Consider the following 20,178-nt stretch of genomic DNA (forward strand, 5'->3'; position numbering starts at 1 on the left):
TCTCCGTCATGCACCTCTGCAATACGGCGAAGTCCTGTCATGAGGGAAGCGCCGTTCGGAATGTCGCGCACACGGCCGTTTTCGATGAACAGGGTCAGGTGATGGCGCCCATCCTCGCCCTCGACCCAGCCATATCGGTCGCCGTTCGAGTCGAAGCTGAAAGGACGCGGATCGCCCAAGGGCTTGCCGATGCGCCGCTCGACCTCCGTGCGAAAGGCAGCAAGGCCACGATCTTCGATGGTGTATTTGAGGCGGGCATGCTTGCGACTCGTGCGGTCGCCCCAGTCACGCTGGACGGTCACCACTGCCTCGGCGACGGCAAGCGCGTCCTCTGGTTGGCAGAAACCCATCACATCGGCGGTGCGCGGATAGGTATCCTCTTCGCCATGGGTCATGCCCATGCCGCCGCCCACCGTCACGTTCCAGCCTTCGACATCGCCGTTCTTGTCGAGGATCGCAATGAACCCGAGGTCTTGGGCGAAGATGTCGACCTCGTTTGAGGGTGGAACCGCCACAACCGTCTTGAACTTGCGCGGCAAGTAGGTGCGACCATAGACAGGCTCGGTCACCTCTTCCTCGCCACCGGCAATCCTCTCACCATCGAGCCAGATCTCCCGATAGGCAGGCGTCCGCGGCAGGAGATGGTCCGAGATCGACTTGGCCAGCTCATAGGCTGCCCGATGCGCTCTCGACTGGTCCGGGTTGGTGGAGGCCAGAACGTTGCGATTGACGTCGCCGCACGCGGCAAGGGTATCCAGAAGCGCCGTGTCGATGGCCTTCATCGTCGCCTTCAGGTTCGACTTGATGACGCCGTGAAACTGGAACGTCTGTCGTGTCGTCAGACGGAGTGTGCCGTTCGCATAATCCTGAGCGATCCGGTCGATCTGAAGCCATTGGGAGGGCGTGCAGACACCACCGGGAATGCGCAGGCGGATCATGAAGGAATAAGCCTTCTCAAGCTTCTTCTTCGTGCGCTCCGCCCGCAGGTCTCGGTCGTCCTGCAGATACATGCCATGGAACTTTACGAGCTGCTGATCGTCCTCGCTGATGGTGCCGGTCACGACGTCGGTGAGACCTTCCGCAAGCGTGCCACGCAGATAGCCGCTCGCCTCTTTGATACGCTCGTTGCGCGAAAGCTCTTTCGACATATTCTGTTTCTCAATAAACGTCTTGGTGATAGCGGCGGCCACGCTCAAGCTCTGCCACGGCGAGTTCTGCGGCTTCGGGGGAGAGCGCCTTCACATCGGCATAGGCTGCGACGATGGCGGCACGGACATCCTTGGCCATGGCCTTGGCATCGCCGCAGACATAGAGCTGGGCGCCGTTGTCCAGCCATTCGATGAGGTCGTGGCGCTGCTCCCACAGGCGGTGCTGGACGTAGACCTTGTTCGGCGTATCACGAGAGAACGCAAGGTCGATCCGCGTCAGCGACCCGTTCTTCAGGGCATCCTGCCATTCAAGCTGATACAGGAAGTCGTGCGTGTAGCGCCGGTCGCCGAAGAACAGCCAGGACTTGCCGCTGGCTCCAATGGCGTTCCGCTCCTGCACGAAAGCACGGAAGGGTGCAACGCCGGTGCCAGGACCGATCATGATAATGTCCGTTGATGGTTCCGGCAGTCGGAAGTGTTTGTTGGGCTTCAACCGAACGCGCGTTGTCGCGCCTGACTTGAGGCGGTCAGCGACGAAGGTTGAGGCAACCCCTCCGCGCTGGCGCCCATGCGTCTCATAACGTACGGCGGCAACCAGTAGATGGGCTTCATCGCCGACCTCCTTGCGCGAAGAAGCGATGGAATAGGCCCGTGGCGGCAGCGGGCGCGTGAGAGCTGAGAGCTGCTGAGCTGTCAGCGGCACGGGAAAGGTTTCGACGAGGTCAACCAACTGGCGTCCATCGATCCAGGAGCGAGCCTGCCCCTCGTCGAGAAACTTGCGCACCTCTGCATGCCCCGTCTCGGCGACAAAAGTTTCAAGCGTCTTCACGGAGAGGGTCGTGATATCCCGCTCGGTCATCAATGCTGCGCGCAGGGCCTCGTCCGTGTGGAGCCCCGTCGCGGCAAGAACGGCATCGACGAGGACCGGATCGTTCTCGGGAAACAGTTCGAGCGCGTCGCCAGGTTCGTAGGGCGGAGCCGCGCCATCGAAGCCGAGGGCCAGGTGAACGGTTTCCTTGTCGGAGCGTGAGGAGTTCAGGTTCACGTGTTCAGTGATTTCGGCAGTCAGCGGCTCGCGGCTGATCTCGGAGCCGGCACGCGGGCTGAAGTCGACCGAGACCACGTTGCCAGAACTCTCCTGAGCTGGCGCAAACGTTTCGAGCGTGCTCTTGATCCAGGCCGCTGCGGGCGCTTCGAAATCGAGGTCGCAATCGATCCTGTCGACGGCCCGCACGGCACCAAGCTCGGCAAGGCGTGCGTCAATGGCCTTGCCGACAGCGCAGAACTCCGCATAGGCGGTGTCGCCCAAAGCCAACACCGCGTAGGTGGCGCCCTCAAGACGTGGCGCCGACGGCCCCATCAGATCCGTATAGGCCCGGGTGGCTCGCGACGGCGGCTCACCTTCGCCCCAAGTGGCTGCGATCACCACCAGGCGGCTCTGCTTCGGCAGATCGGCAATATCGAGATCGGCGAAATCGACGATCTTCGGCTTGAAGCCACCCTTCCGGGCAAGCTTCGCGACATCCTGCGCCAACCGCTCCGCATTCCCTGACTCGCTGGCAAACAGGATCGTTAGGGGCTCTGCCGGGCGGGCGGGCGTATCGACACGGGGGAGCGGCGCCTGACTCGCATCGATCCCGGCGAGAAAGCCAGCGAGCCATGCGCGCTGGATCGGTGAGGCTGCGCCCAGGACACGATCGAGACTGATCCGGTCGTCGTCGCCGAAGGGTGCTGTGTGAGGCAGAAGGGCAAATGCTGACATTGGGACAGTCTCGGTGAGCCTCTCTGGCAAGTCAATGGAATGTTCTTTTTAAAGAACATCAACTGATAGAAACTTCTTTTCTCCGGCGTCGAAAACGAGAAAAAGAATTCCGCGAGCCTGACGGTATAGGAACTTATGCCAAAGCTCCGATCGTTCTTAGGTCATTGTGTCAATCGGCAGGGCGGTGGTGGATTTCACCCGCTCCACGCTGAAGCGCGAGCAGACGTTCTTCAGGGGGACAATTCCAATCAAACGCTTATAGAACACGTCATAGGCCTTGACGTCGGGCACGACGACACGGAGCAGGTAGTCCACGTCCCCGGCCATGCGATGGAACTCGACCACCTCACTCATGGTCGAGATCGCGTTGATGAAGCAGTCGATCGAGTCTTGGCTATGGTCGCCGACTTCGATGCAGACGAAGACCGTTAAGCCCAGCCCAAGCTTCTCAGGGTCAAGAAGTGCGACCCGCCGCTGAATCACGCCGTCGGCTTCAAGACGCTGAATCCGTTTCCAGCATGGTGTTTGAGACAAACCGACCCGTTGGCCGATGTCTGCAACAGCCAGCGTGCCATCCTGCTGAAGAAGATCCAAAATTTTTCGGTCGATACGGTCCATCTCTGCATCCCGTCTTTTGCCGAATATTAGTTCCGCCGCTTTGGTCTTTGAGGGAAAAATATTCTCTTCTTGCGACGTCTTGCTCCTCCGGCCGGCCTGTCGCCTTCCTGGCTCGGAACGACCTCACCTTGACACCGTTCGTTATTAAGAACAAGTTCGATCTTGTGGTTTGGAGATTTTTGCCATGGACCTTGGTTCCGGCGGCTCGGGCGGTGAGGCTTTAGCCCGTGCCCTGAGTGGGAGCGGCCTTCCTGAAAGGTTGGCTCTTGCCTCGCGATCAATTGCCGGCCGGCTGGTGTTCACAACGAGCTTCGGTCTCGAGGACCAGGCGCTTACCCATGCGATCTTCAGCGCAGGCCTCGATGTCCATATCGAGATCGTCACCCTCGATACCGGGCGGCTCTTCCCTGAGACCTACGATTTGTGGGAGCAAACGGAGGAGCGTTACCAGCGCCGGATCAATGCCGTCAGTCCCGATCGCGGTGCGGTGGAGGCTTTGGTGAACCGCCAGGGCATCAATGGATTCCGGCATTCGGTCAAAGCACGCAAGGCCTGTTGCGATATTCGGAAAGTCGAGCCACTCGGCCGGGCTCTCGCGGGAGCGGCAGGCTGGATCACGGGACTGCGCGCCGAACAATCCGCTTTCCGCGCGGCTGTGCCGCTCGCTGTCTCTGACGAGGGATATGGGCTGATCAAGATCAATCCTCTTGCCGACTGGAGCCGGCAGGACCTCGCCCGGTATGTCACCGACAACGCCGTCCCCTACAATCCGCTGCACGATCGGGGATATCCGTCCATCGGCTGCGCGCCCTGCACCCGGGCAGTCCGTCTCGGTGAACCCGAGCGCGCGGGCCGCTGGTGGTGGGAGCAGGAAGCCAAAAAAGAATGTGGCCTGCACCTCGTGCCGACACATGAACCTCAGGAGCGTCCCCATGATCAGCTGGCGTGAAGCATGGGGCGGGCGCCACGCAAGGGCGCTTGATCCTCAAGGCCATGAACCGAAGACCAAGCTCTTCCGGCCAGCCCTGACGCATCTCGATCGCCTTGAGGCAGAGAGTATCTACATCATGCGTGAGGCTGTCGCCGAATGCGATAATCCGGTGATGCTCTATTCGATCGGAAAGGATTCATCGGTCCTGCTGCACCTTGCACTCAAGGCCTTCTATCCGGCGAAGCCTCCGTTTCCTCTTCTGCACGTGGATACCACCTGGAAGTTTCGCGAGATGATCGCATTCCGGGATCAGCGTGCTCGGGAACTTGGGCTTGAGCTGCTGGTACACACCAATCCGGATGGACTGGCACGCAATGTCGGACCGATCACCCATGGTTCGGAGATCCATACGGATGTGATGAAGACCCAGGCGCTCAAGCAGGCGCTCGAGCGTTACGGCTTCGATGCGGCCTTCGGTGGCGCCCGCCGTGATGAGGAGAAGTCGCGCGCCAAGGAGCGTGTCTTTTCCTTGCGCAACGCTCATCATCGCTGGGACCCCAAGCGCCAGCGCCCGGAGCCCTGGCAGCTCTACAATGGACGCAAGCGCAAGGGAGAGAGCCTGCGCATCTTCCCTCTCTCCAACTGGACCGAGCTCGATATCTGGCTGTACATCCACCGCGAGAACATCCCCATCGTTCCGCTCTATTTCGCGGCGGAGCGGCCTGTGGTGGAGCGGGACGGGATGCTCATCCTCGTTGATGATGAACGATTGCCGCTCCATCCCGGTGAGCAACCGCAGCTCCGATCCGTCCGGTTCAGGACACTCGGCTGCTATCCCCTGACCGGTGCAGTAGAAAGCACGGCAGCCACCCTTCCTGACATCATTCGCGAGACACTCGAGGCGCGCACATCCGAGCGACATGGACGCGCCATCGACAAGGACACGGCGGCATCCATGGAGCGCAAGAAGCAAGAGGGCTACTTCTGATGACGGTTCATCCCGCACCTGAGAGTTTCATGCTGGAAGGCTATCTCGCGGCCCATGAGCGCAAGAGCTTGTTGCGCTTCATCACCTGCGGCTCTGTCGACGACGGCAAGTCCACGCTGATCGGCCGCTTGCTGTACGAATCCAAGCGCCTGTTCGACGATCAGATCGCTGCTCTTGAACGTGACTCCCGCAAGCATGGGACACAGGCAGGCAGTATCGATTTCGCACTTCTCGTTGACGGGCTTGCCAGTGAGCGGGAGCAGGGCATCACCATCGATGTCGCCTACCGCTTTTTCTCGACGGACCGGCGGACCTTCATTGTCGCCGATACGCCGGGACATGAGCAATATACCCGCAATATGGCAACCGGCGCCTCGACGGCGGATGTCGCCATCGTGCTCGTGGATGCACGTAAGGGGATCACGCGGCAGACGAGGAGACACAGCCTTCTCGTTTCGCTGCTTGGGATCCGGCACGTGGTCTTGGCCATCAACAAGATGGATCTCGTCGACTGGTCCGAAGCGAAGTTCACCGAGATCGTGACGGAGTTCCAAGGCTTCTCGGCGGAGCTTGGATTCGAGCATGTGACCGCTATTCCCCTGTCCGCCCTGCATGGCGACAACATCGTTGCATCATCCTCCAGGGCTCGCTGGTACAAGGGGCCGACGCTCCTTTCACATCTCGAGACAGTTGACGTAGAGCCCTTGGGCGGAGCCGAGCCGTTCCGCCTGCCGGTTCAATGGGTGAACCGGCCCAACCCGGACTTCCGGGGCTTCTCCGGTCTCGTGACGAGCGGCATGGTGAGACCGGGCGAGCGGGTGAGGGTACTGCCCTCCGGCCTGGAGACCACCGTGACAAGAATCGTGACGCATGGCGGCGAGCAGGACGAGGCCGTGGCCGGCCAGTCCATCACGCTCCTCCTGTCCGACGAGGTGGACGTCTCGCGCGGAGACATCATCGCCTCCGCAGGGCGACCGCCTCACGTATCCGACAGGATCGAGGCGCGCCTGTTCTGGATGGCGACCGAGCATCTGAAGGAAGGAGACCAGTTCCTTCTGAAGCTCGGGGCAGGAACCGTGCCGGCGATGGTTGTTTCAGTCCGGCAGAGGATCGATCTGACGACGCTTGCGCCTGTGGAGGCTTCGTCCTTCGGAGCCAACGATGTCGGGGACGTCACTCTCGCGCTCGATTATTCGATTGCATTCGATTCATATGGCGAGAGCCGCCAAACCGGCGGCTTCATCCTCATCGACAGGGAAAGCTTCGACACGGTTGCCATTGGTCTGGTGGATGGCGCGGAATCCCGCCGGGATGCCGGCTCTCAACCCACCCGGAACGATGGCCAGGTGACGTGGCTGAAATCGATCCGCGAACAGAAACGGCGGAGTGTGCTCAAGGCCATGTCGTGGCGGGTCATCGGCTCTGTTGCCACAGTTGCCGCAGCCTTTGTGCTCACTCAGGACACCCGTCTTGCTACAGCCATCGGAGCGATCGAGGTGGTGACCAAGCTCGTGCTCTACTATGGCCATGAGCGACTCTGGGCCCGCATCAGGTTCGGCCTGTCCATTGCCGCGAAACAGCACGGCACGGATCCCCAGAGTTCAGGGGCCAGCTAAGCGACTTGCAGTCCATCCAAGCAGCAATCATCGATATTTCGGGCTCCTGCGCGACTCGTGCAGGCGGCCGACACCATTTAAAGGAAGAGCCATGAGCAAGCGTTCAAGTCGGGACCGACGCCTGCATGCGGAGACCCGTCTTGTCCACGAAGGCACGCTGAGATCGGAATTCGGCGAGACATCCGAAGCGCTGTTTCTGACCCAGGGCCACGTTTATGCCAGCGCGGAGGAGTGCGAGGCCCGCTTCAAGGGAGAGAGCCCCGGATTCCTTTATGCCCGCTTCTCGAACCCGACCGTCTCGATGTTCGAGCAGCGCATCGCATCCTTCGAGGGAGCGGAGGCCGCGCGGGCGACGGCGACCGGCATGGCCGCGGTGACGGCGGCCCTCATGGGCCTGCTGCAGGCCGGCGATCACATCGTTGCCGCGCGGGCGCTGTTCGGCTCCTGCCGCTATGTGGTCGCCGAACTCCTGCCACGGTTCGGTGTTGCATCGACGCTTGTCGACGGAACGAACCTCAATGCGTGGCGCGGCGCCGTGCGGCCGGAGACGAAGGTGTTCTTCCTTGAAAGTCCGGCGAATCCCACCCTTGAGGTGATCGACATTGCAGCCGTTGCGCAGATTGCCCGTGAGGTGGGCGCGAAGCTGGTGGTGGACAACGTGTTCTCATCGCCGCTCTGGCAGAAGCCGCTGGAGCTCGGAGCCGATTGCGTTGTCTATTCGGCGACGAAGCACATCGACGGGCAGGGGCGCTGTCTCGGTGGGGTCATTCTAGGGTCCGAGGATTTCATCCAGACCCATATCCACACACTGCTCCGGCAGACGGGTCCGTCAATGTCGCCGTTCAATGCCTGGGTGCTGCTGAAGAGTTTGGAGACGCTTCCGCTGCGGGTCGAGCGCCAAACCCGGACGGCGGCCATCGTTGCCGATGCACTCGCGGGACATTCGAAGATCAGGCGCCTGATTTATCCTGGCCGCGCCGATCACCCGCAGGCCGCCGTCATCGCGCGGCAGATGAAGGGAGGCTCGACGCTGATCGCGCTCGAGATCGAAGGTGGTAAAGCGGGCGCTTTTCGCTTCCTGAACGCTCTCGAATTGATCCGGATCTCCAACAATCTCGGTGATGCGAAGAGCCTCATCACCCATCCGGCCACGACAACGCACCAGCGCTTCACGCCGGAGGAGCGCGCCGAAATGGGAGTCTCGGAAGGACTCGTCAGGCTGTCGATCGGCCTTGAACACACAGATGACTTGATCAACGATCTGCTGCGAGCCCTCAAACGGGTTTGAGACGGTTTCCGTCTTAGCGACGAGGATGGCCATGGCCATGAAGGTTATTCTCCACGTCCCTTGGAAAAGTACATCGAGATCCAGGTTTGGTCAGACACTCCCGTGCAGCACTTCCTCAAGGAGCTGAAGGGCTGATCGAGGCATTCACAATTTCCAATCATTCATGGAACCGAGTACAGTATCACTTTAACGTATTCGGAAGATTATTTCACGAAGCTTCGGCGCGGCTCTGTAGCCACCCAGTCTAACCTGTCTTTCCAGATCGCCGCTGACCGACGTGAATACTTAAAACATTTTTGAGCGGCTTTCGCTGCCAAATGGCCGGATCCGAATGGTCTCTGATGTTTATAGGCTCTTTGGAATTGTCAGAACGTATGTACCGTGGAAGGTACTTTGTCCTTGGCCTGACCTCAAGCTGCACAAGGTTCAGCTTGCGCCCTATCATTATTATTCCCACTCGCCTTGGCTCAACCCGTCTCCCCGGAAAAGCGCTCGCCGATATCCATGGTGAGCCATTGATCGTGCATGTTTGGCGGCGAGGCCTTGAGGCCGATATCGGTCCTATCGTCGTATGTGGCGACCAAGCAATTGCCGATGTCGTGCGAGCGGCTGGAGGCGAAGCTGTTCTAACTGATCCCCACTTGCCGAGCGGCTCCGACTGGGTCCAAGCGGCGCTTTCTATGATAGACAGGGAGCAACGCTACGATGTTGTGGTTGCTCTTCAAGGAGACTTGCCAACGGTTTCGCCTTCGATCCTTCGCGCAGCGTTAGGCCGTGTGGACGGATTGAATTGAACAACGGGTGAGTGGATTCCCAAATCAGCCTGTCGGTGATTCATGGCGGGTCGGCTTCAGGAGGCGCGACCATGTTGACGGGGATGAGGGAGGAAGATTGGGCAACGGTGCTGCGGGTGTTTGCCGCCTCTTGCTCTCGCCGAGGCGCCAATTGCCACAATGACCGTCGCTTCCTTGAGGCACTGCATTACTTCACCGTCCACAACATCACCTGGCGAGCCCTGCCCGAGTATTTCGGAAATTGGAACTCGGTCTGGAAACGCTTTTGGCGCTTGAGCCGGGCGGGCGTGTTTGAGGCCTTCTTCGAGGCTCTGGCTGCATTGAGCAAGACCGCTCACCTGGTGCAGATGTTCGACTCCACCATCGTACGGGCCCATGTTTCCGCGTCTGGCGCAAAAGGGGGCAGAGCCGGCAGGCGCTGGGCCGCTCGCGGGGCGGCTTCTCGACCAAGATCCACCTCAAGACCGACTGGGATGGCGACCCGCTCGGCTTTTGCCTGACCGGCGGTGAGGCCAGCGACAGCCCGCACTTTGAGACGCTACTCGACCTCGGGCCTGAGATCACGCCCCGCGCTGCGGTAGGCGACAAGGGCTATGACGCCAAAGCCAACCGACAGGCCGCCCGGTCTCGCGGCATCTGCCCGGCCATTCCGTACCGCACGACGACCAAAGAGAAGCCGAAGTTCTTTCCCAAAGCGCTCTACCGCGGACGGGCTCGCATCGAGCAAACCATGGGCAAGCTCAAGCGGTTCAAGCGCGTTGCTTTGCGCTGCGAGAAGACAGACGAGAACTACGGCTCGTTCGTCGCGCTTGCTCTGAGCTTCATCCTCATCAAATCCGTCCACACGACCTAGAACCGCTACAAGATAGTCAATCCCATATTTTCAACTTTGGCGACTATCATCAGGAGCCGGGCGGAGCTTGAGGCGCAACAAGTTGTCAAAATCGCTCTCTCCTACCCGGATGGTGCGAAGCGAGGACGTGCGATTTACTTCAGTCGCAACGATCTCCGCTGGGAAGGGGCCCATTACCATCACATCGGTCTCTATACGTACCGCCGCAGTGCTCTGGAGCACTATGTTCGCCTCTCAAGAGGCACTCTTGAAGTCCGAGAGAGCCTGGAACAGCTTCGCGCGTTGGAGCATGGCATCCACATCGAGGTCATCGTGGTCGATAGCGAGCCTCTCGGCGTTGATACTCAACTTGATTTGGAGCGAGCGCGACAGCTCCTATCCTAAACGAGAGCCAAAGACCGATTTCGCGGAACGGGCCTTAGGGAACGCGATCAAAGCTATCCCTGCCAACCGTTCCGAAACGAAAAGAGCCCGCCAAGGCGGGCTCCTTCAATCTTCTTCAAGTTGCTCAGTACACGCTTAGGCGTACTGGACGAGAACCCACGTCACCGCCCGATTTCCGTAAGGCGGCATGCGGTTGCCCTTGGAGATTGGGGCCGTTGTGCTGGGGGTACCTTCAACCCGCCACACGCCGCTTTCTGGGCAGGTTTCCCCCGTCCGGGCCTTGGTTCCGATGGGAGCTCGTCTTGCTGCAGTCTGATACATAGCCGTTGCCTCGTATTCTGGGCCGTCCACCATTGGCGACCTTGGCCGTATAGATAAAACGAACGATTGCGCGCGTCAAGGTGAAGCAGTACGATTTCGTTTGTGCCTGTGAACAAGTGTCTGCTATGGGCGACGCCCTATCGTGCTTGAGGACAGCAAAGGACCAAAGCCATGGGACCAGGACTATGAGCATCGGAGCTCGGCTAAAGGAGCTCAGAGTTAGAAAAAATAAGTCGCTCCAAGAACTTGCCGACGCAGTCGGCGCATCAAAAGCTCACATTTGGGAGATCGAGCGAGGGGGCAGCAAGAACCCTTCAATGGATCTCCTGACCAAGCTTGCCGAATATTTCGACGTATCGGTTTCGTATCTCGTCGGCGAACAGCCACCTTCCGAGGAGCAAGAGGAACTGATTGTTCTTTACCGCGACCTCAAGGAGTTGGATGAGGGGGATCGCGAGGCCATTCGCGGCCTGATGAAGCGCTTCAAAGAGAAGAAACGAGGGGATTGATGCCCGTTTGCCGAATGGACCTTGCCGATGCAGGCTCGCCCGAGAAGATCGTCTCTTTGATCCTCCAGTACGAGTCCAATCTGTCCATCCCGGTTCCTATCGAGGAGCTCTGCCGGCAGCTCGATATTGAGGACTTCCAAGACCTCGAGTCAGAAGGTTTCGAGGGAGGCCTTCTGACTGACAGTGACCGCTCGTTCGGCTTTATCCTGGTTAAGAAGGGATACGAGGAGCGGCGTCGGTTCACGATCGCGCATGAGCTGGGGCATTTTCTGATGCCCCACCACATCCCTGATCGGGAGGGGCAGTTCTTGTGTTCCCGTGCCGATATGCTTCGGCTCGGGGCTAAGGAGACCGATCGTCGCGAGAGGATGGAGGCTGAAGCCAATCGCTTCGCCTCCCTTATCCTGATTCCACCGCCTGCTCTTAGGTTGGCCTTAAGACCCTACCGTGAGCCCGATTTGGCCCATATCCCGAAGCTGGCGCGAGATTTTAAGGTCAGTAAGGAGGCCATGGCGCGGGCCTATGCCCAGCACCATGAGAAGCCAGTTGCCATCCTCGTCACGAGACATGGCAAAGTTCTTCGGTGCTATAAGCACATTCAGTTTCCGTTCGTTGTTCCATCCAAGGGCGCCCCGGTGCCCGCAGGCTCGCTCTTTCACCGCGGCCTCCATGAGCAAAACATCGCCAGCGATCCCGCTGAGTGCATCCCTGACCTCTGGATTGAGGTCAAGCGGGGGGAGCGAGCACCGACACTCTACGAGCAGGTCTATGCTCAACGGGACGGCTTCGCCCTCGTCATGCTTCACCTCGAGCACCCAGACGAAGATGAAGAGGCTGAGGAACGAGATCTGGAAGAGAGCTGGCGGATTGGGTTTCGCGGCAAGCGTCGGTAGGCGATTTTTTCTGCGATGGGCATAGCTCCGCCCTTTCCACCTTCCGGTATGCCCTGAGGGACATTGTGGAAGCCCTTGGCTAAGTTGCGCACCGTGCAAAAACGTGAACTCGGCTTTCTGGCTCAAACGATGCGCTCATCCAAGATGGAGCATCGGACAGATCCCAAAAGGGCAAATCCACTGTTGGATCCGAGGCTCTAGCTCGCGTTCGTGGGGACGGGTCGTCCGGGATCCTGGGTCCACTCCGACATCGAGCCATCGTAGAGCGTTATGGCAGGGCATTTGAGCACTTCCGAGAGAACGAACCAGTTCGTCGAGGCGAGGTGGCCGGTGTTGCAATAACTGATCACGGGCCCTGGCGGAACAGGCTCGAAGAGCTGCTCGAGTTCAGCAATGGGGCGCAGGCGTCCCGTTCCCGGCTGGAAGGCTCCGTTGTGGTCCAGGTGCACCGCACCCGGCAGATGGCCGGCGCGCACAACCTGCGGGCTCTTCTCGCGCCCGTCGAACTGCGCCTGCGAGCGCCCGTCGAGCAGCGTAGCACCGGCTCTCATGACGGCCTTCTCGACAGCCTGGACCTCGGCTCGCAGACTTCCTGTCAGCCGCAAAGGATAAAGCTCGCTCACCGTTGGGCGTGACAATCCCGCTTCCGCGGGTTTGCCGGCTTCTCGCCAAGATCGATAGCCGCCATCGAGCACCGCCACACGTCCATGCCCGGCAACCCTGAAGGTCCAATAGACCCGTGCAGGGCGCTGAAATCGGATGCAGCCTCCCCAGCCGGGACGATGACCACATGATGCTCGGGGGTCGTGCCAATGCGGCTCAGCAGCGCGGATAAATGACCTACGTTGGGTAATAGGCCGCCGGCGCCACCCTCAGTGATCCGCCAGCCATCAGTAGCGTAGTCGCTGTGAACGGCACGAGGAACGTGGCCAGCTTCGAAGGCAGCTTGCCCGCCGCTCTCCGCCGAGCGGATATCAACAATCAGAATCGAGGAGTCGGCGATATGCTCTGCAAGCCATTCGGTTGAAACGAGTGGTGAAATAGTCATTGTGAGATCCTGGGCACTTAGGGAACGACACGGGGATCGACAGTCCAGGAGTGGGTGATCTCCGCAACCTGACCCAGCATGATGGATGCGGAGCAATATTTTTCTTTGGACAGTTGGATGGCCCGCTCGACCTTCTCGGGTGAGAGTCCCTGGCCTGAGAGACGGTACTGGAGGTGAATCGTCGTAAACACCTTCGGATCCGTTTGCGCCCGCTCGGCTTCCACCTCGACCACACAATCGGCGACAGGCTCACGGCCGCGTTTCAGGATGAGCACCACGTCGAAAGCCGTACAACCGGCCAAACCCAGCAGCAGGAGCTCCATGGGGCGGATGCCCACGTTGCGGCCGCCATTCTCAGGCGCGCCGTCCAGCACGATGGCGTGCCCGCTTCCGGATTCGCCCGTAAACATCATGCCCTCAACCCAGGACACGCGCGCTTTCATGCTGGTCATTTCATTTCCTTGGATATGGGCATCAGGCGGTCCAGTCGTCAGCGCATTTGGACGCCGTCCGCAATCAAGCCGACGGCGTCACTGTTTGGGGCGAGGGGCGAGAGCCCCTCGCTTCGTGTGTGAAGTCTCGGATCAGCTTGCCCGCGTGGGCTGGGGCACGATGCGCAGATAAGGCTTCGGTGCTTTCCAGCCGCCGGGGTAAAGGTTCTTCGCTTCCTCATCCGAGACGGAGCCGGCGATGATGACATCCTCGCCTTGCTTCCAGTTTGCAGGGGTGGCGACCCTATGCTCGGTCGTCAGCTGGAGGGAGTCGATGACCCGAAGCACTTCGTCGAAGTTGCGACCTGTAGTCATGGGATAGACCAGGACGAGCTTGATCTTCTTGTCGGGACCGATGATGAAGACATTGCGAACGGTCTGGTTGTCGGCGGCCGTCCGCCCTTCCGATGTATCGCCCGCATGGGCTGGGAGCATGCCATAGAGCTTGGAGATCTTGAGGTCGGGATCGCCGACGATCGGATAGTTGACGGCCGCCCCTTGTGTCTCCTCGATGTCGCGCGCCCAGGCCTCGTGCTTCTCCACGGGATCGACGGAAAAGCCGATCACCTTCACGCCCCGGCGGTCGAACTCGGGCTTGAGCCGCGCCACTTGCCCCAGCTCCGTGGTGCACACAGGGGTGAAATTCTTTGGGTGAGAGAACAGCACCGCCCAGGAATCGCCGATCCACTCGTGGAAGCGAATTGGACCCTCGGTCGTTACTGTCTCAAAATCTGGAGCAATCTGGCCGATTTGAAGTGTCATGGCAGGGGATCTTTCTCCGGTACACGTGGTTCGGTCTCTGCCTTTTGCAAAGCAGTGTGCAATCGAGTGCTCCGACCACATGCGTTTCATTGTTTCGCTGCCAGCCACAAGACGCATGTTCCAAATCCTCGTCACGGCCTCAGCCATTCGCACTGAACGAGATGGCTCCTGACGAAGTCGAACCGGAGGAGAGAATGCACCGGCTGGCAGCGGTTGAAGTCTCCGGCAGCAGGAACACCAAGTCAACAAAAATGTTCTTTTTATCGAACCTATGGTGATGGATTAACTTGATTTGAAAGGCCTCGGCTTAGAGAAGAATATTCTAAGCGGGAGACACTGCGGGCATATCTGAGCCGCGTAGAAGCCTTTGTGGCAATTGCCCCGAACAAATAAAAATTAATCCTCCGTTGAAAAGCTCAATTTCGAAAAGAACATGCTACGGCAACACGGATAAAGTAGAACTTTATTCTGCAAGCCTATGTCTGATCCCTGCAAACAGAACAAAGGGAAGGTGCAAAACAACGATGCGAATGATCACAGTCGTTTGACACTTGTTCTTTTTAGCGGATACATTTTGCCCTGCTCGGGAGCGGTCGGCGGTTTGCCGCCTGCTCCCATTTTGATCGGGACCCGGGAGGGTAGGATGCAAAGCAATTCCCTAGAAATCGCTCGAGCGAAAGCACATTCTCGGCTGCGGGCGATCTTGCGGGCCGTCGGTTTGATTTTCATCGGGGGCGCTGGTCTTCTGACCCTCTCCGGCACCACATCAGCCGAGACACAGCTGCTGAACGTGTCGTACGATCCGACGCGGGAGCTTTACCGCGAGATCAATCAGGCCTTCGCGGATGAATGGAAGGCGATCACCGGCGAAACCGTTACCGTCCGTGCGTCCCACGGCGGCTCAGGTGCACAGGCTCGTGCGGTTATCGACGGTATCGAAGCCGATGTCGTGACGCTTGGCATTCCGTCCGACATCGATGCTATTGCAAAAGCGACCAAGAAGATTTCGGCCGACTGGCGCAGCAAGTTGCCGAGCAGCTCCTTGCCGTACACTTCGACCGTTGTCTTCCTGGTCCGCAAGGGCAATCCGAAACGGATCAGGGATTGGGACGATCTCGTGAAGCCCGGCATTCAGGTGATCACGCCCAACCCGAAGACTTCCGCAGGCGGTCGCTGGAACTTCCTGGCCGCCTGGGGCTACGCGCAGACCAAGGACGGCAGTGCCGACAAGGCGAAGGAGTTCGTAACTGCGCTCTACAAGAATGTCCCGGTGCTCGATACCGGCGCACGCGGCTCAACCGTTTCCTTCGCTCAGCGTGGCCTGGGAGATGTGCTGCCGGCCTGGGAGAATGAAGCCTTCCTCGTGCTCGATGAATTCGGTCGCGACAAGTTCGAAATCGTCGTGCCGACCCTGTCGATCCTCGCCGAGCCGCCGGTCGCCCTCGTCGACGGCAATGTGGATGCCAAAGGCACACGCAAGGTCGCCGAGGCCTATCTCAAGTTCCTCTATACCGACAAGGCGCAGGCGATCTTCGCCAGGCACCATTACAGGCCCATCAAGGCCGAGGCCGCCAAGCCGGAGCATCTAGCCGAGTTGCCGAATCTGAAGCTGTTCACGATCGAATCCCTACAGGGCAATTGGGATGACATCCAGAAGAACAATTTCGACTCGGGCGGACTCTTCGACCAGATCAGCAAGCGCTAAGTCATGAGCTCTGCTTCCCTCTGGCGTTTCAAGCAGTCGAGCGTGATTCCGGGCTTCGGCATCACGCTCGGATACACTCTGCTGTATCTCGGCTTGATCGTGCTGTTGCCCCTTGGCGCGCTCGTGACGAAGGCCACGAGCATCGGCCTCACCGGGATACTCTCCACCGCTGCTGATCCTCGGGTCGCGGCCGCGTTGTGGACGAGCTTCGGCGTCTCCCTGATTGCAGCTGGCGTCGCGTCCGTATTCGGGCTTCTCGTTGCCTGGGTCCTTACGCGCTACGACTTTCCGGGCCGGAAGCTCGTTGACGCGATGGTGGATCTGCCATTTGCTTTGCCGACGGCCGTGGCAGGCATCGCATTGGCCGCTCTCTACGCGCCGAATGGATGGATCGGATCATTTCTCGAACCTCTCGGCATCAGGGTCGCCTACACCCCGCTCGGCATTTTCGTGGCCCTGGTCTTCATCGGGCTTCCCTTCGCCGTTCGTACGGTTCAGCCATTGATCGCAGAGATCGAGGGCGAGCTGGAGGAGGCCTCTGCAACGTTGGGGGCCTCGCGATGGCGCACGATTTGGGGTATTCTGCTCCCGCCGCTCCTTCCCGGCATCCTGACGGGGTTCGCCCTCGCCTTCGCCCGTGCTGTCGGTGAGTACGGCTCCGTCATCTTCATCGCAGGCAATCTTCCTTATGTCTCGGAAATCGCGCCGCTGCTCATCGTGATCAAGCTCTCGGAATATGATTATACGGGCGCAACCGTGATTGCGACGATCATGCTGGCGATCTCCTTCGCGGCCCTTTTGCTGATCAACCTGATCCAGGCCTGGAGCCGCAGGAGATACGGTTATGTCTGATCTTAGTGCCGCATTGCCGCGGCCGGTCGAATCACAGCTCAGCGTCGTGACTGAGCGGAAATTGGTTCGCTGGGTGGCGATCGGGATTGCTCTTGCTTTTCTTCTTCTGTTTCTCGTTCTCCCGCTCATCGTCGTTTTCGCGGAAGCGTTCAAGCGGGGCCTGGCAGGCTATTTCGCGGCCTTCCAGGAAGAGGATGCACTCTCGGCGATTGGGCTCACGCTGACGGTCGCTGCCATTGCCGTTCCCTTAAATCTCGTGTTTGGCCTCGCGGCTTCATGGGCCATCGCCAAGTTCGAGTTCAAGGGCAAAAGCCTCTTGATCACTCTCATCGACTTGCCGTTTTCCGTCTCACCGGTCGTCTCGGGCCTCATCTACCTGCTCCTCTTCGGGGCTCAGGGATTGTGGGGATCCTGGTTCATGGCGCACGGCATCAAGATCGCCTTCGCGCTGCCCGGCATCGTGCTGGCCACGGTCTTCGTGACCTTCCCGTTTGTGGCACGACAGCTCATCCCGCTCATGCAGGAGCAGGGCACGACGGAAGAAGAGGCCGCCCTGACGCTCGGGGCGAGCGGGTGGCGAACCTTTCTCACCGTGACGCTGCCCAACATCAAGTGGGGCCTGCTTTACGGCGTTCTTCTTTGCAATGCCCGCGCCATGGGCGAGTTCGGCGCGGTTTCCGTCGTGTCGGGTCACATTCGCGGTCTGACCAACACCATCCCGCTTCATGTGGAGATTCTCTACAATGAGTACAACTTCGTTGCGGCATTTGCGGTCGCCTCACTCCTCGCCTGTCTCGCCCTCCTCACATTGGCGCTCAAGTCCTTCCTCGAGTGGCGTCACGGAGCCGATCTCGCCGGCGGCGCGTCCCACTGAGCAGGAGCGGGCCGTCGACATCCACGTCGCAGGCGTGACGAAGGAGTTCGGAGGCGCAGCCGCCCTCCACGACATCGATTTGACCGTGAGGCCCGGGGAACTCCTGGCGCTGCTCGGCCCCTCAGGCTCCGGAAAGACGACGCTTCTTCGCATCATTGCCGGACTGGTGGAGGCTGATCGCGGACACGTGTTCTTCGGTGGTCTCGATGCCACCTCTCTGCCCGTGCAGAAGCGCCAGGTGGGCTTCGTCTTCCAGCACTACGCCCTGTTCAGGCACATGAGGGTCGCCGACAACATCGCCTATGGCCTGCAGGTGCGCGAGCGGGCGAACCGGCCGCCGAAAGCCGAGATCCGGCGCCGCACGGCGGAGTTGCTCGATCTGGTCCAGCTTTCCGGCTACGAGAGCCGGTTCCCCGCCCAGCTCTCTGGCGGTCAGCGCCAGCGGGTCGCTCTGGCGCGGGCGCTTGCCGTTGAGCCGCGTGTTCTGCTGCTTGACGAACCCTTCGGCGCGCTCGACGCCAAGGTGCGCAAGGATCTGCGGGCTTGGCTGCGCGACATTCACGAGCGCACGGGCAAGACGACAGTCTTCGTCACGCATGATCAGGACGAGGCCCTGGAACTGGCGGACCGGGTCGCAATCCTCAATCAGGGGCATCTGGAGCAGGTTGGCAGTCCCGATGACGTGCAGGATCATCCCGCGACGCCCTTCGTCATGACATTTCTCGGTCAGGCCGCCCGCTTCTCCGCCGACATCCGTGATGGACGGGTGCTGGTCAACGGAAAGCCCGTACCTGTCGCTGCTCAAAGATCCACCATCGGACGAGCCAGTCTCTACTGCCGTCCCTGGCACCTGACGCCGACAGCTATCGGCCAAGGACACTACACGGGCACCATCAGTGGGATTCGGCGCCTTGGATCCATACGGCGGATCGAGGTCTCGCAAGCCAATGGAACAACACTGGAGGTCGAGGTGCCCCTTCGGACGAGCCTGCGGCTTGGCGAGGAGATTGGCTTGGAAATTCTGGACGGTGTGATCTTCCGAGATGATTGAACGTGCCAGGATCAAGCCTCGGCTGGCATCTATCAACACGGGGCAGGACGTCGTACTGGCGATACGCAGTCTCTCGATAGTGGATCATACGGCTCTCCGCAGATCTCGTGTCCGCGGAGCCAAGGCAGGAATTTCGCTGATGACACCCTGGACGGGCCTCGCCGCCTCGGCCGGGGTGTCCAGGCCGATCCCGATGAGGCTGTCAGGCCCTTGATGTCTCCCGGTCAAGATCTCCGGACCGATCTATGTTAGGACGTTGAGGCGGTGGGGCCTGTAGCTCAACGGTTAGAGCCGGCCGCTCATAACGGTCTGGTTGGGGGTTCAAGTCCCTCCGGGCCCACCATATTACCGCCCATCCAAGCACAAGGTCGAGACGACCGCCTATGTATGCCTTTTGAGAACCGAAACCTGCGATCACGACCATGACTGACCCGCATCACCTTCAGGAAACCGACCTTGTGGAGCACAACGGTTATCAGATCCGCCTTAGCCCCAGTGGCCTGGAGTGGATGGTGTTCGTGGCCCTGCCCAAGCAGCGCCCGACCCTGATCATGGCGCCGGATCGTGAAGCTGCTCTTGCTAAGGCCTACGAATGGATTGAGGCGCAGCGTCGCTCTGAGAAGGACGCGCAATGACCTACCGTCTGATCCAGCTCGCACCCGGTACCTATGACCTCCTTCTGAATGGTGAGAATTGGGTCACGATAGCCCTACACGTGCACCGCGGAACGGCTTGAGGATCTGCCGCGCAGCAAGAGACCTGCTCCGATCAAACAGATCGAACATTGCTTTTCGACTCTGGAAGAACTCCGCGTCTGGCTTGTCGACGCAGAGGTGAACAACACCTTTGGGAAAAGCTTGCAGGTTCGCCGCACCTGATCATGCAGTCACACTGAAATCTGATCTGTCGGAGTTACAGCATCGGATGATCAAACAGGCGCATCTCCAGTAGCTTTGAGGTCGTTTCCGCACTCGTGCGGTTCGAAGAGATCACAGAGATCGCCGATGGCGCACCAGAGCGCCCCAAGCGTTCTGGCTCTTGCTTTGCGCAAGGATAATCGGGAGTGCTCCACCTCCGTTTGCCAGCGCTGGTGCCAGTTGCATCGCGGGATAAGCCTCCAATACCAAGAGCAGGTGACCGGGCGCCGCAGCTGCGGCGCGACTTCCATGCGCTCGGCGCAGGGGGGCCCCGCACGAGAAGAGGAGCTCAGTTCACGCAAGATTCAGCAGTGTCAGTTCATCGTGCTGGTTCAACAGAGCGGGTGAAGCCCCATGCGCTCGCCGAGATCCT

21 protein-coding genes, 1 tRNA gene and 1 pseudogene are annotated in these 20,178 nt (G+C 59.9%); 16 read left to right on the top strand and 7 right to left on the bottom strand.

Features of this window, described 5'->3' with window-relative positions:
* From AA309_RS27255 to AA309_RS27265, 3 genes and pseudogenes are all read right to left on the bottom strand, one after another.
* Positions 1-1,136, bottom strand: a pseudogene (locus tag AA309_RS27255) (NADPH-dependent assimilatory sulfite reductase hemoprotein subunit); the annotation flags it as partial.
* 22 nt (positions 1,137-1,158) lie between these two features.
* Positions 1,159-2,910, bottom strand: coding sequence for a diflavin oxidoreductase (locus AA309_RS27260; RefSeq protein ID WP_047192172.1), 1,752 nt, complete (start codon positions 2,908-2,910; stop codon positions 1,159-1,161).
* Positions 2,911-3,066: 156 nt separating this feature from the next.
* Entirely contained in the window at positions 3,067-3,528 is a 462-nt protein-coding gene (locus tag AA309_RS27265) for an Lrp/AsnC family transcriptional regulator (protein WP_047192173.1), read from the bottom strand.
* A 184-nt stretch (positions 3,529-3,712) separates the two neighbouring features.
* Between AA309_RS27265 and AA309_RS27270 the strand changes: the two genes are divergently transcribed.
* The 10 genes from AA309_RS27270 (at position 3,713) to AA309_RS27310 (ending at position 12,105) form a co-directional block, all read left to right on the top strand.
* On the top strand, positions 3,713-4,477 hold the full coding sequence (locus AA309_RS27270; protein WP_047192174.1) for a phosphoadenylyl-sulfate reductase: 765 nt from the start codon (positions 3,713-3,715) through the stop codon (positions 4,475-4,477).
* Entirely contained in the window at positions 4,461-5,447 is a 987-nt protein-coding gene (cysD, locus tag AA309_RS27275) for a sulfate adenylyltransferase subunit CysD (protein WP_280136929.1), read from the top strand. The genes AA309_RS27270 and cysD overlap by 17 nt, the downstream gene beginning before the upstream one ends.
* Positions 5,447-7,063 carry a sulfate adenylyltransferase subunit CysN gene (gene cysN, locus AA309_RS27280; protein WP_047192175.1) on the top strand — a complete coding sequence of 539 codons (1,617 nt, stop codon included), beginning with the start codon at positions 5,447-5,449 and terminating at the stop codon, positions 7,061-7,063. The genes cysD and cysN overlap by 1 nt, the downstream gene beginning before the upstream one ends.
* A 91-nt stretch (positions 7,064-7,154) precedes the next feature.
* A complete protein-coding gene (locus tag AA309_RS27285; protein WP_047192176.1) occupies positions 7,155-8,351 on the top strand; it encodes an O-succinylhomoserine sulfhydrylase in 1,197 nt (398 codons plus the stop codon).
* 374 nt (positions 8,352-8,725) lie between these two features.
* Positions 8,726-9,145, top strand: a complete 420-nt coding sequence (locus AA309_RS33635) for a cytidylyltransferase domain-containing protein (RefSeq protein WP_084731724.1) — start codon at positions 8,726-8,728, stop codon at positions 9,143-9,145.
* A gap of 71 nt (positions 9,146-9,216) precedes the next feature.
* Complete coding sequence (locus tag AA309_RS36900; protein WP_047192177.1) at positions 9,217-9,645, top strand: transposase; 429 nt, start codon at positions 9,217-9,219, stop codon at positions 9,643-9,645.
* On the top strand, positions 9,597-9,998 hold the full coding sequence (locus tag AA309_RS27295; RefSeq protein ID WP_244470514.1) for a transposase: 402 nt from the start codon (positions 9,597-9,599) through the stop codon (positions 9,996-9,998). Before AA309_RS36900 ends, AA309_RS27295 begins: the two co-directional genes overlap by 49 nt.
* Positions 9,999-10,034: 36 nt before the next feature.
* Positions 10,035-10,382, top strand: coding sequence for a hypothetical protein (locus AA309_RS37510; protein ID WP_052955035.1), 348 nt, complete (start codon positions 10,035-10,037; stop codon positions 10,380-10,382).
* A 506-nt stretch (positions 10,383-10,888) separates the two neighbouring features.
* Positions 10,889-11,212 (top strand): helix-turn-helix domain-containing protein, encoded by a 324-nt coding sequence (locus AA309_RS27305; protein ID WP_047192179.1) that lies wholly within the window; start codon positions 10,889-10,891, stop codon positions 11,210-11,212.
* The gene (locus AA309_RS27310) at positions 11,212-12,105 is read left to right on the top strand and encodes an ImmA/IrrE family metallo-endopeptidase (protein ID WP_047192180.1); all 894 of its coding nucleotides are present in this window, start codon (positions 11,212-11,214) and stop codon (positions 12,103-12,105) included. Before AA309_RS27305 ends, AA309_RS27310 begins: the two co-directional genes overlap by 1 nt.
* Before the next feature lie 197 nt (positions 12,106-12,302).
* Here the strand turns inward: AA309_RS27310 and AA309_RS32590 are convergent, their stop codons facing one another.
* The 4 genes from AA309_RS32590 to AA309_RS27325 all read right to left on the bottom strand — a co-directional run bounded on the left by AA309_RS32590 (position 12,303) and on the right by AA309_RS27325 (position 14,406).
* Positions 12,303-12,806 (bottom strand): sulfurtransferase, encoded by a 504-nt coding sequence (locus tag AA309_RS32590; protein WP_342027985.1) that lies wholly within the window; start codon positions 12,804-12,806, stop codon positions 12,303-12,305.
* Positions 12,725-13,153, bottom strand: coding sequence for a rhodanese-like domain-containing protein (locus tag AA309_RS32595; RefSeq protein WP_052955037.1), 429 nt, complete (start codon positions 13,151-13,153; stop codon positions 12,725-12,727). The genes AA309_RS32590 and AA309_RS32595 overlap by 82 nt, the downstream gene beginning before the upstream one ends.
* A 17-nt stretch (positions 13,154-13,170) precedes the next feature.
* Entirely contained in the window at positions 13,171-13,596 is a 426-nt protein-coding gene (locus tag AA309_RS27320) for an OsmC family protein (RefSeq protein ID WP_047192190.1), read from the bottom strand.
* A 141-nt stretch (positions 13,597-13,737) separates the two neighbouring features.
* Positions 13,738-14,406, bottom strand: a complete 669-nt coding sequence (locus AA309_RS27325) for a peroxiredoxin (protein ID WP_047192181.1) — start codon at positions 14,404-14,406, stop codon at positions 13,738-13,740.
* A gap of 643 nt (positions 14,407-15,049) precedes the next feature.
* Here AA309_RS27325 and AA309_RS27330 point away from each other — a divergent pair.
* The 6 genes from AA309_RS27330 (at position 15,050) to AA309_RS27355 (ending at position 19,523) form a co-directional block, all read left to right on the top strand.
* Complete coding sequence (locus tag AA309_RS27330) at positions 15,050-16,111, top strand: sulfate ABC transporter substrate-binding protein (RefSeq protein ID WP_084731722.1); 1,062 nt, start codon at positions 15,050-15,052, stop codon at positions 16,109-16,111.
* Between the two features lie 3 nt (positions 16,112-16,114).
* Entirely contained in the window at positions 16,115-16,963 is an 849-nt protein-coding gene (gene cysT, locus AA309_RS27335; protein WP_047192182.1) for a sulfate ABC transporter permease subunit CysT, read from the top strand.
* Complete coding sequence (gene cysW / locus AA309_RS27340; RefSeq protein ID WP_047192183.1) at positions 16,956-17,837, top strand: sulfate ABC transporter permease subunit CysW; 882 nt, start codon at positions 16,956-16,958, stop codon at positions 17,835-17,837. The genes cysT and cysW overlap by 8 nt, the downstream gene beginning before the upstream one ends.
* A 19-nt stretch (positions 17,838-17,856) precedes the next feature.
* The gene (locus AA309_RS27345) at positions 17,857-18,888 is read left to right on the top strand and encodes a sulfate/molybdate ABC transporter ATP-binding protein (protein ID WP_052955038.1); all 1,032 of its coding nucleotides are present in this window, start codon (positions 17,857-17,859) and stop codon (positions 18,886-18,888) included.
* Positions 18,889-19,155: 267 nt separating this feature from the next.
* Positions 19,156-19,231: transfer RNA gene (locus tag AA309_RS27350), tRNA-Ile, on the top strand.
* A gap of 79 nt (positions 19,232-19,310) precedes the next feature.
* Positions 19,311-19,523, top strand: coding sequence for a hypothetical protein (locus AA309_RS27355; RefSeq protein ID WP_047192184.1), 213 nt, complete (start codon positions 19,311-19,313; stop codon positions 19,521-19,523).
* Positions 19,524-20,178 lie beyond the last annotated feature (655 nt).

Origin of the sequence: Microvirga vignae (assembly GCF_001017175.1) — a bacterium.
In the GTDB taxonomy this organism is placed as follows: domain Bacteria; phylum Pseudomonadota; class Alphaproteobacteria; order Rhizobiales; family Beijerinckiaceae; genus Microvirga; species Microvirga vignae.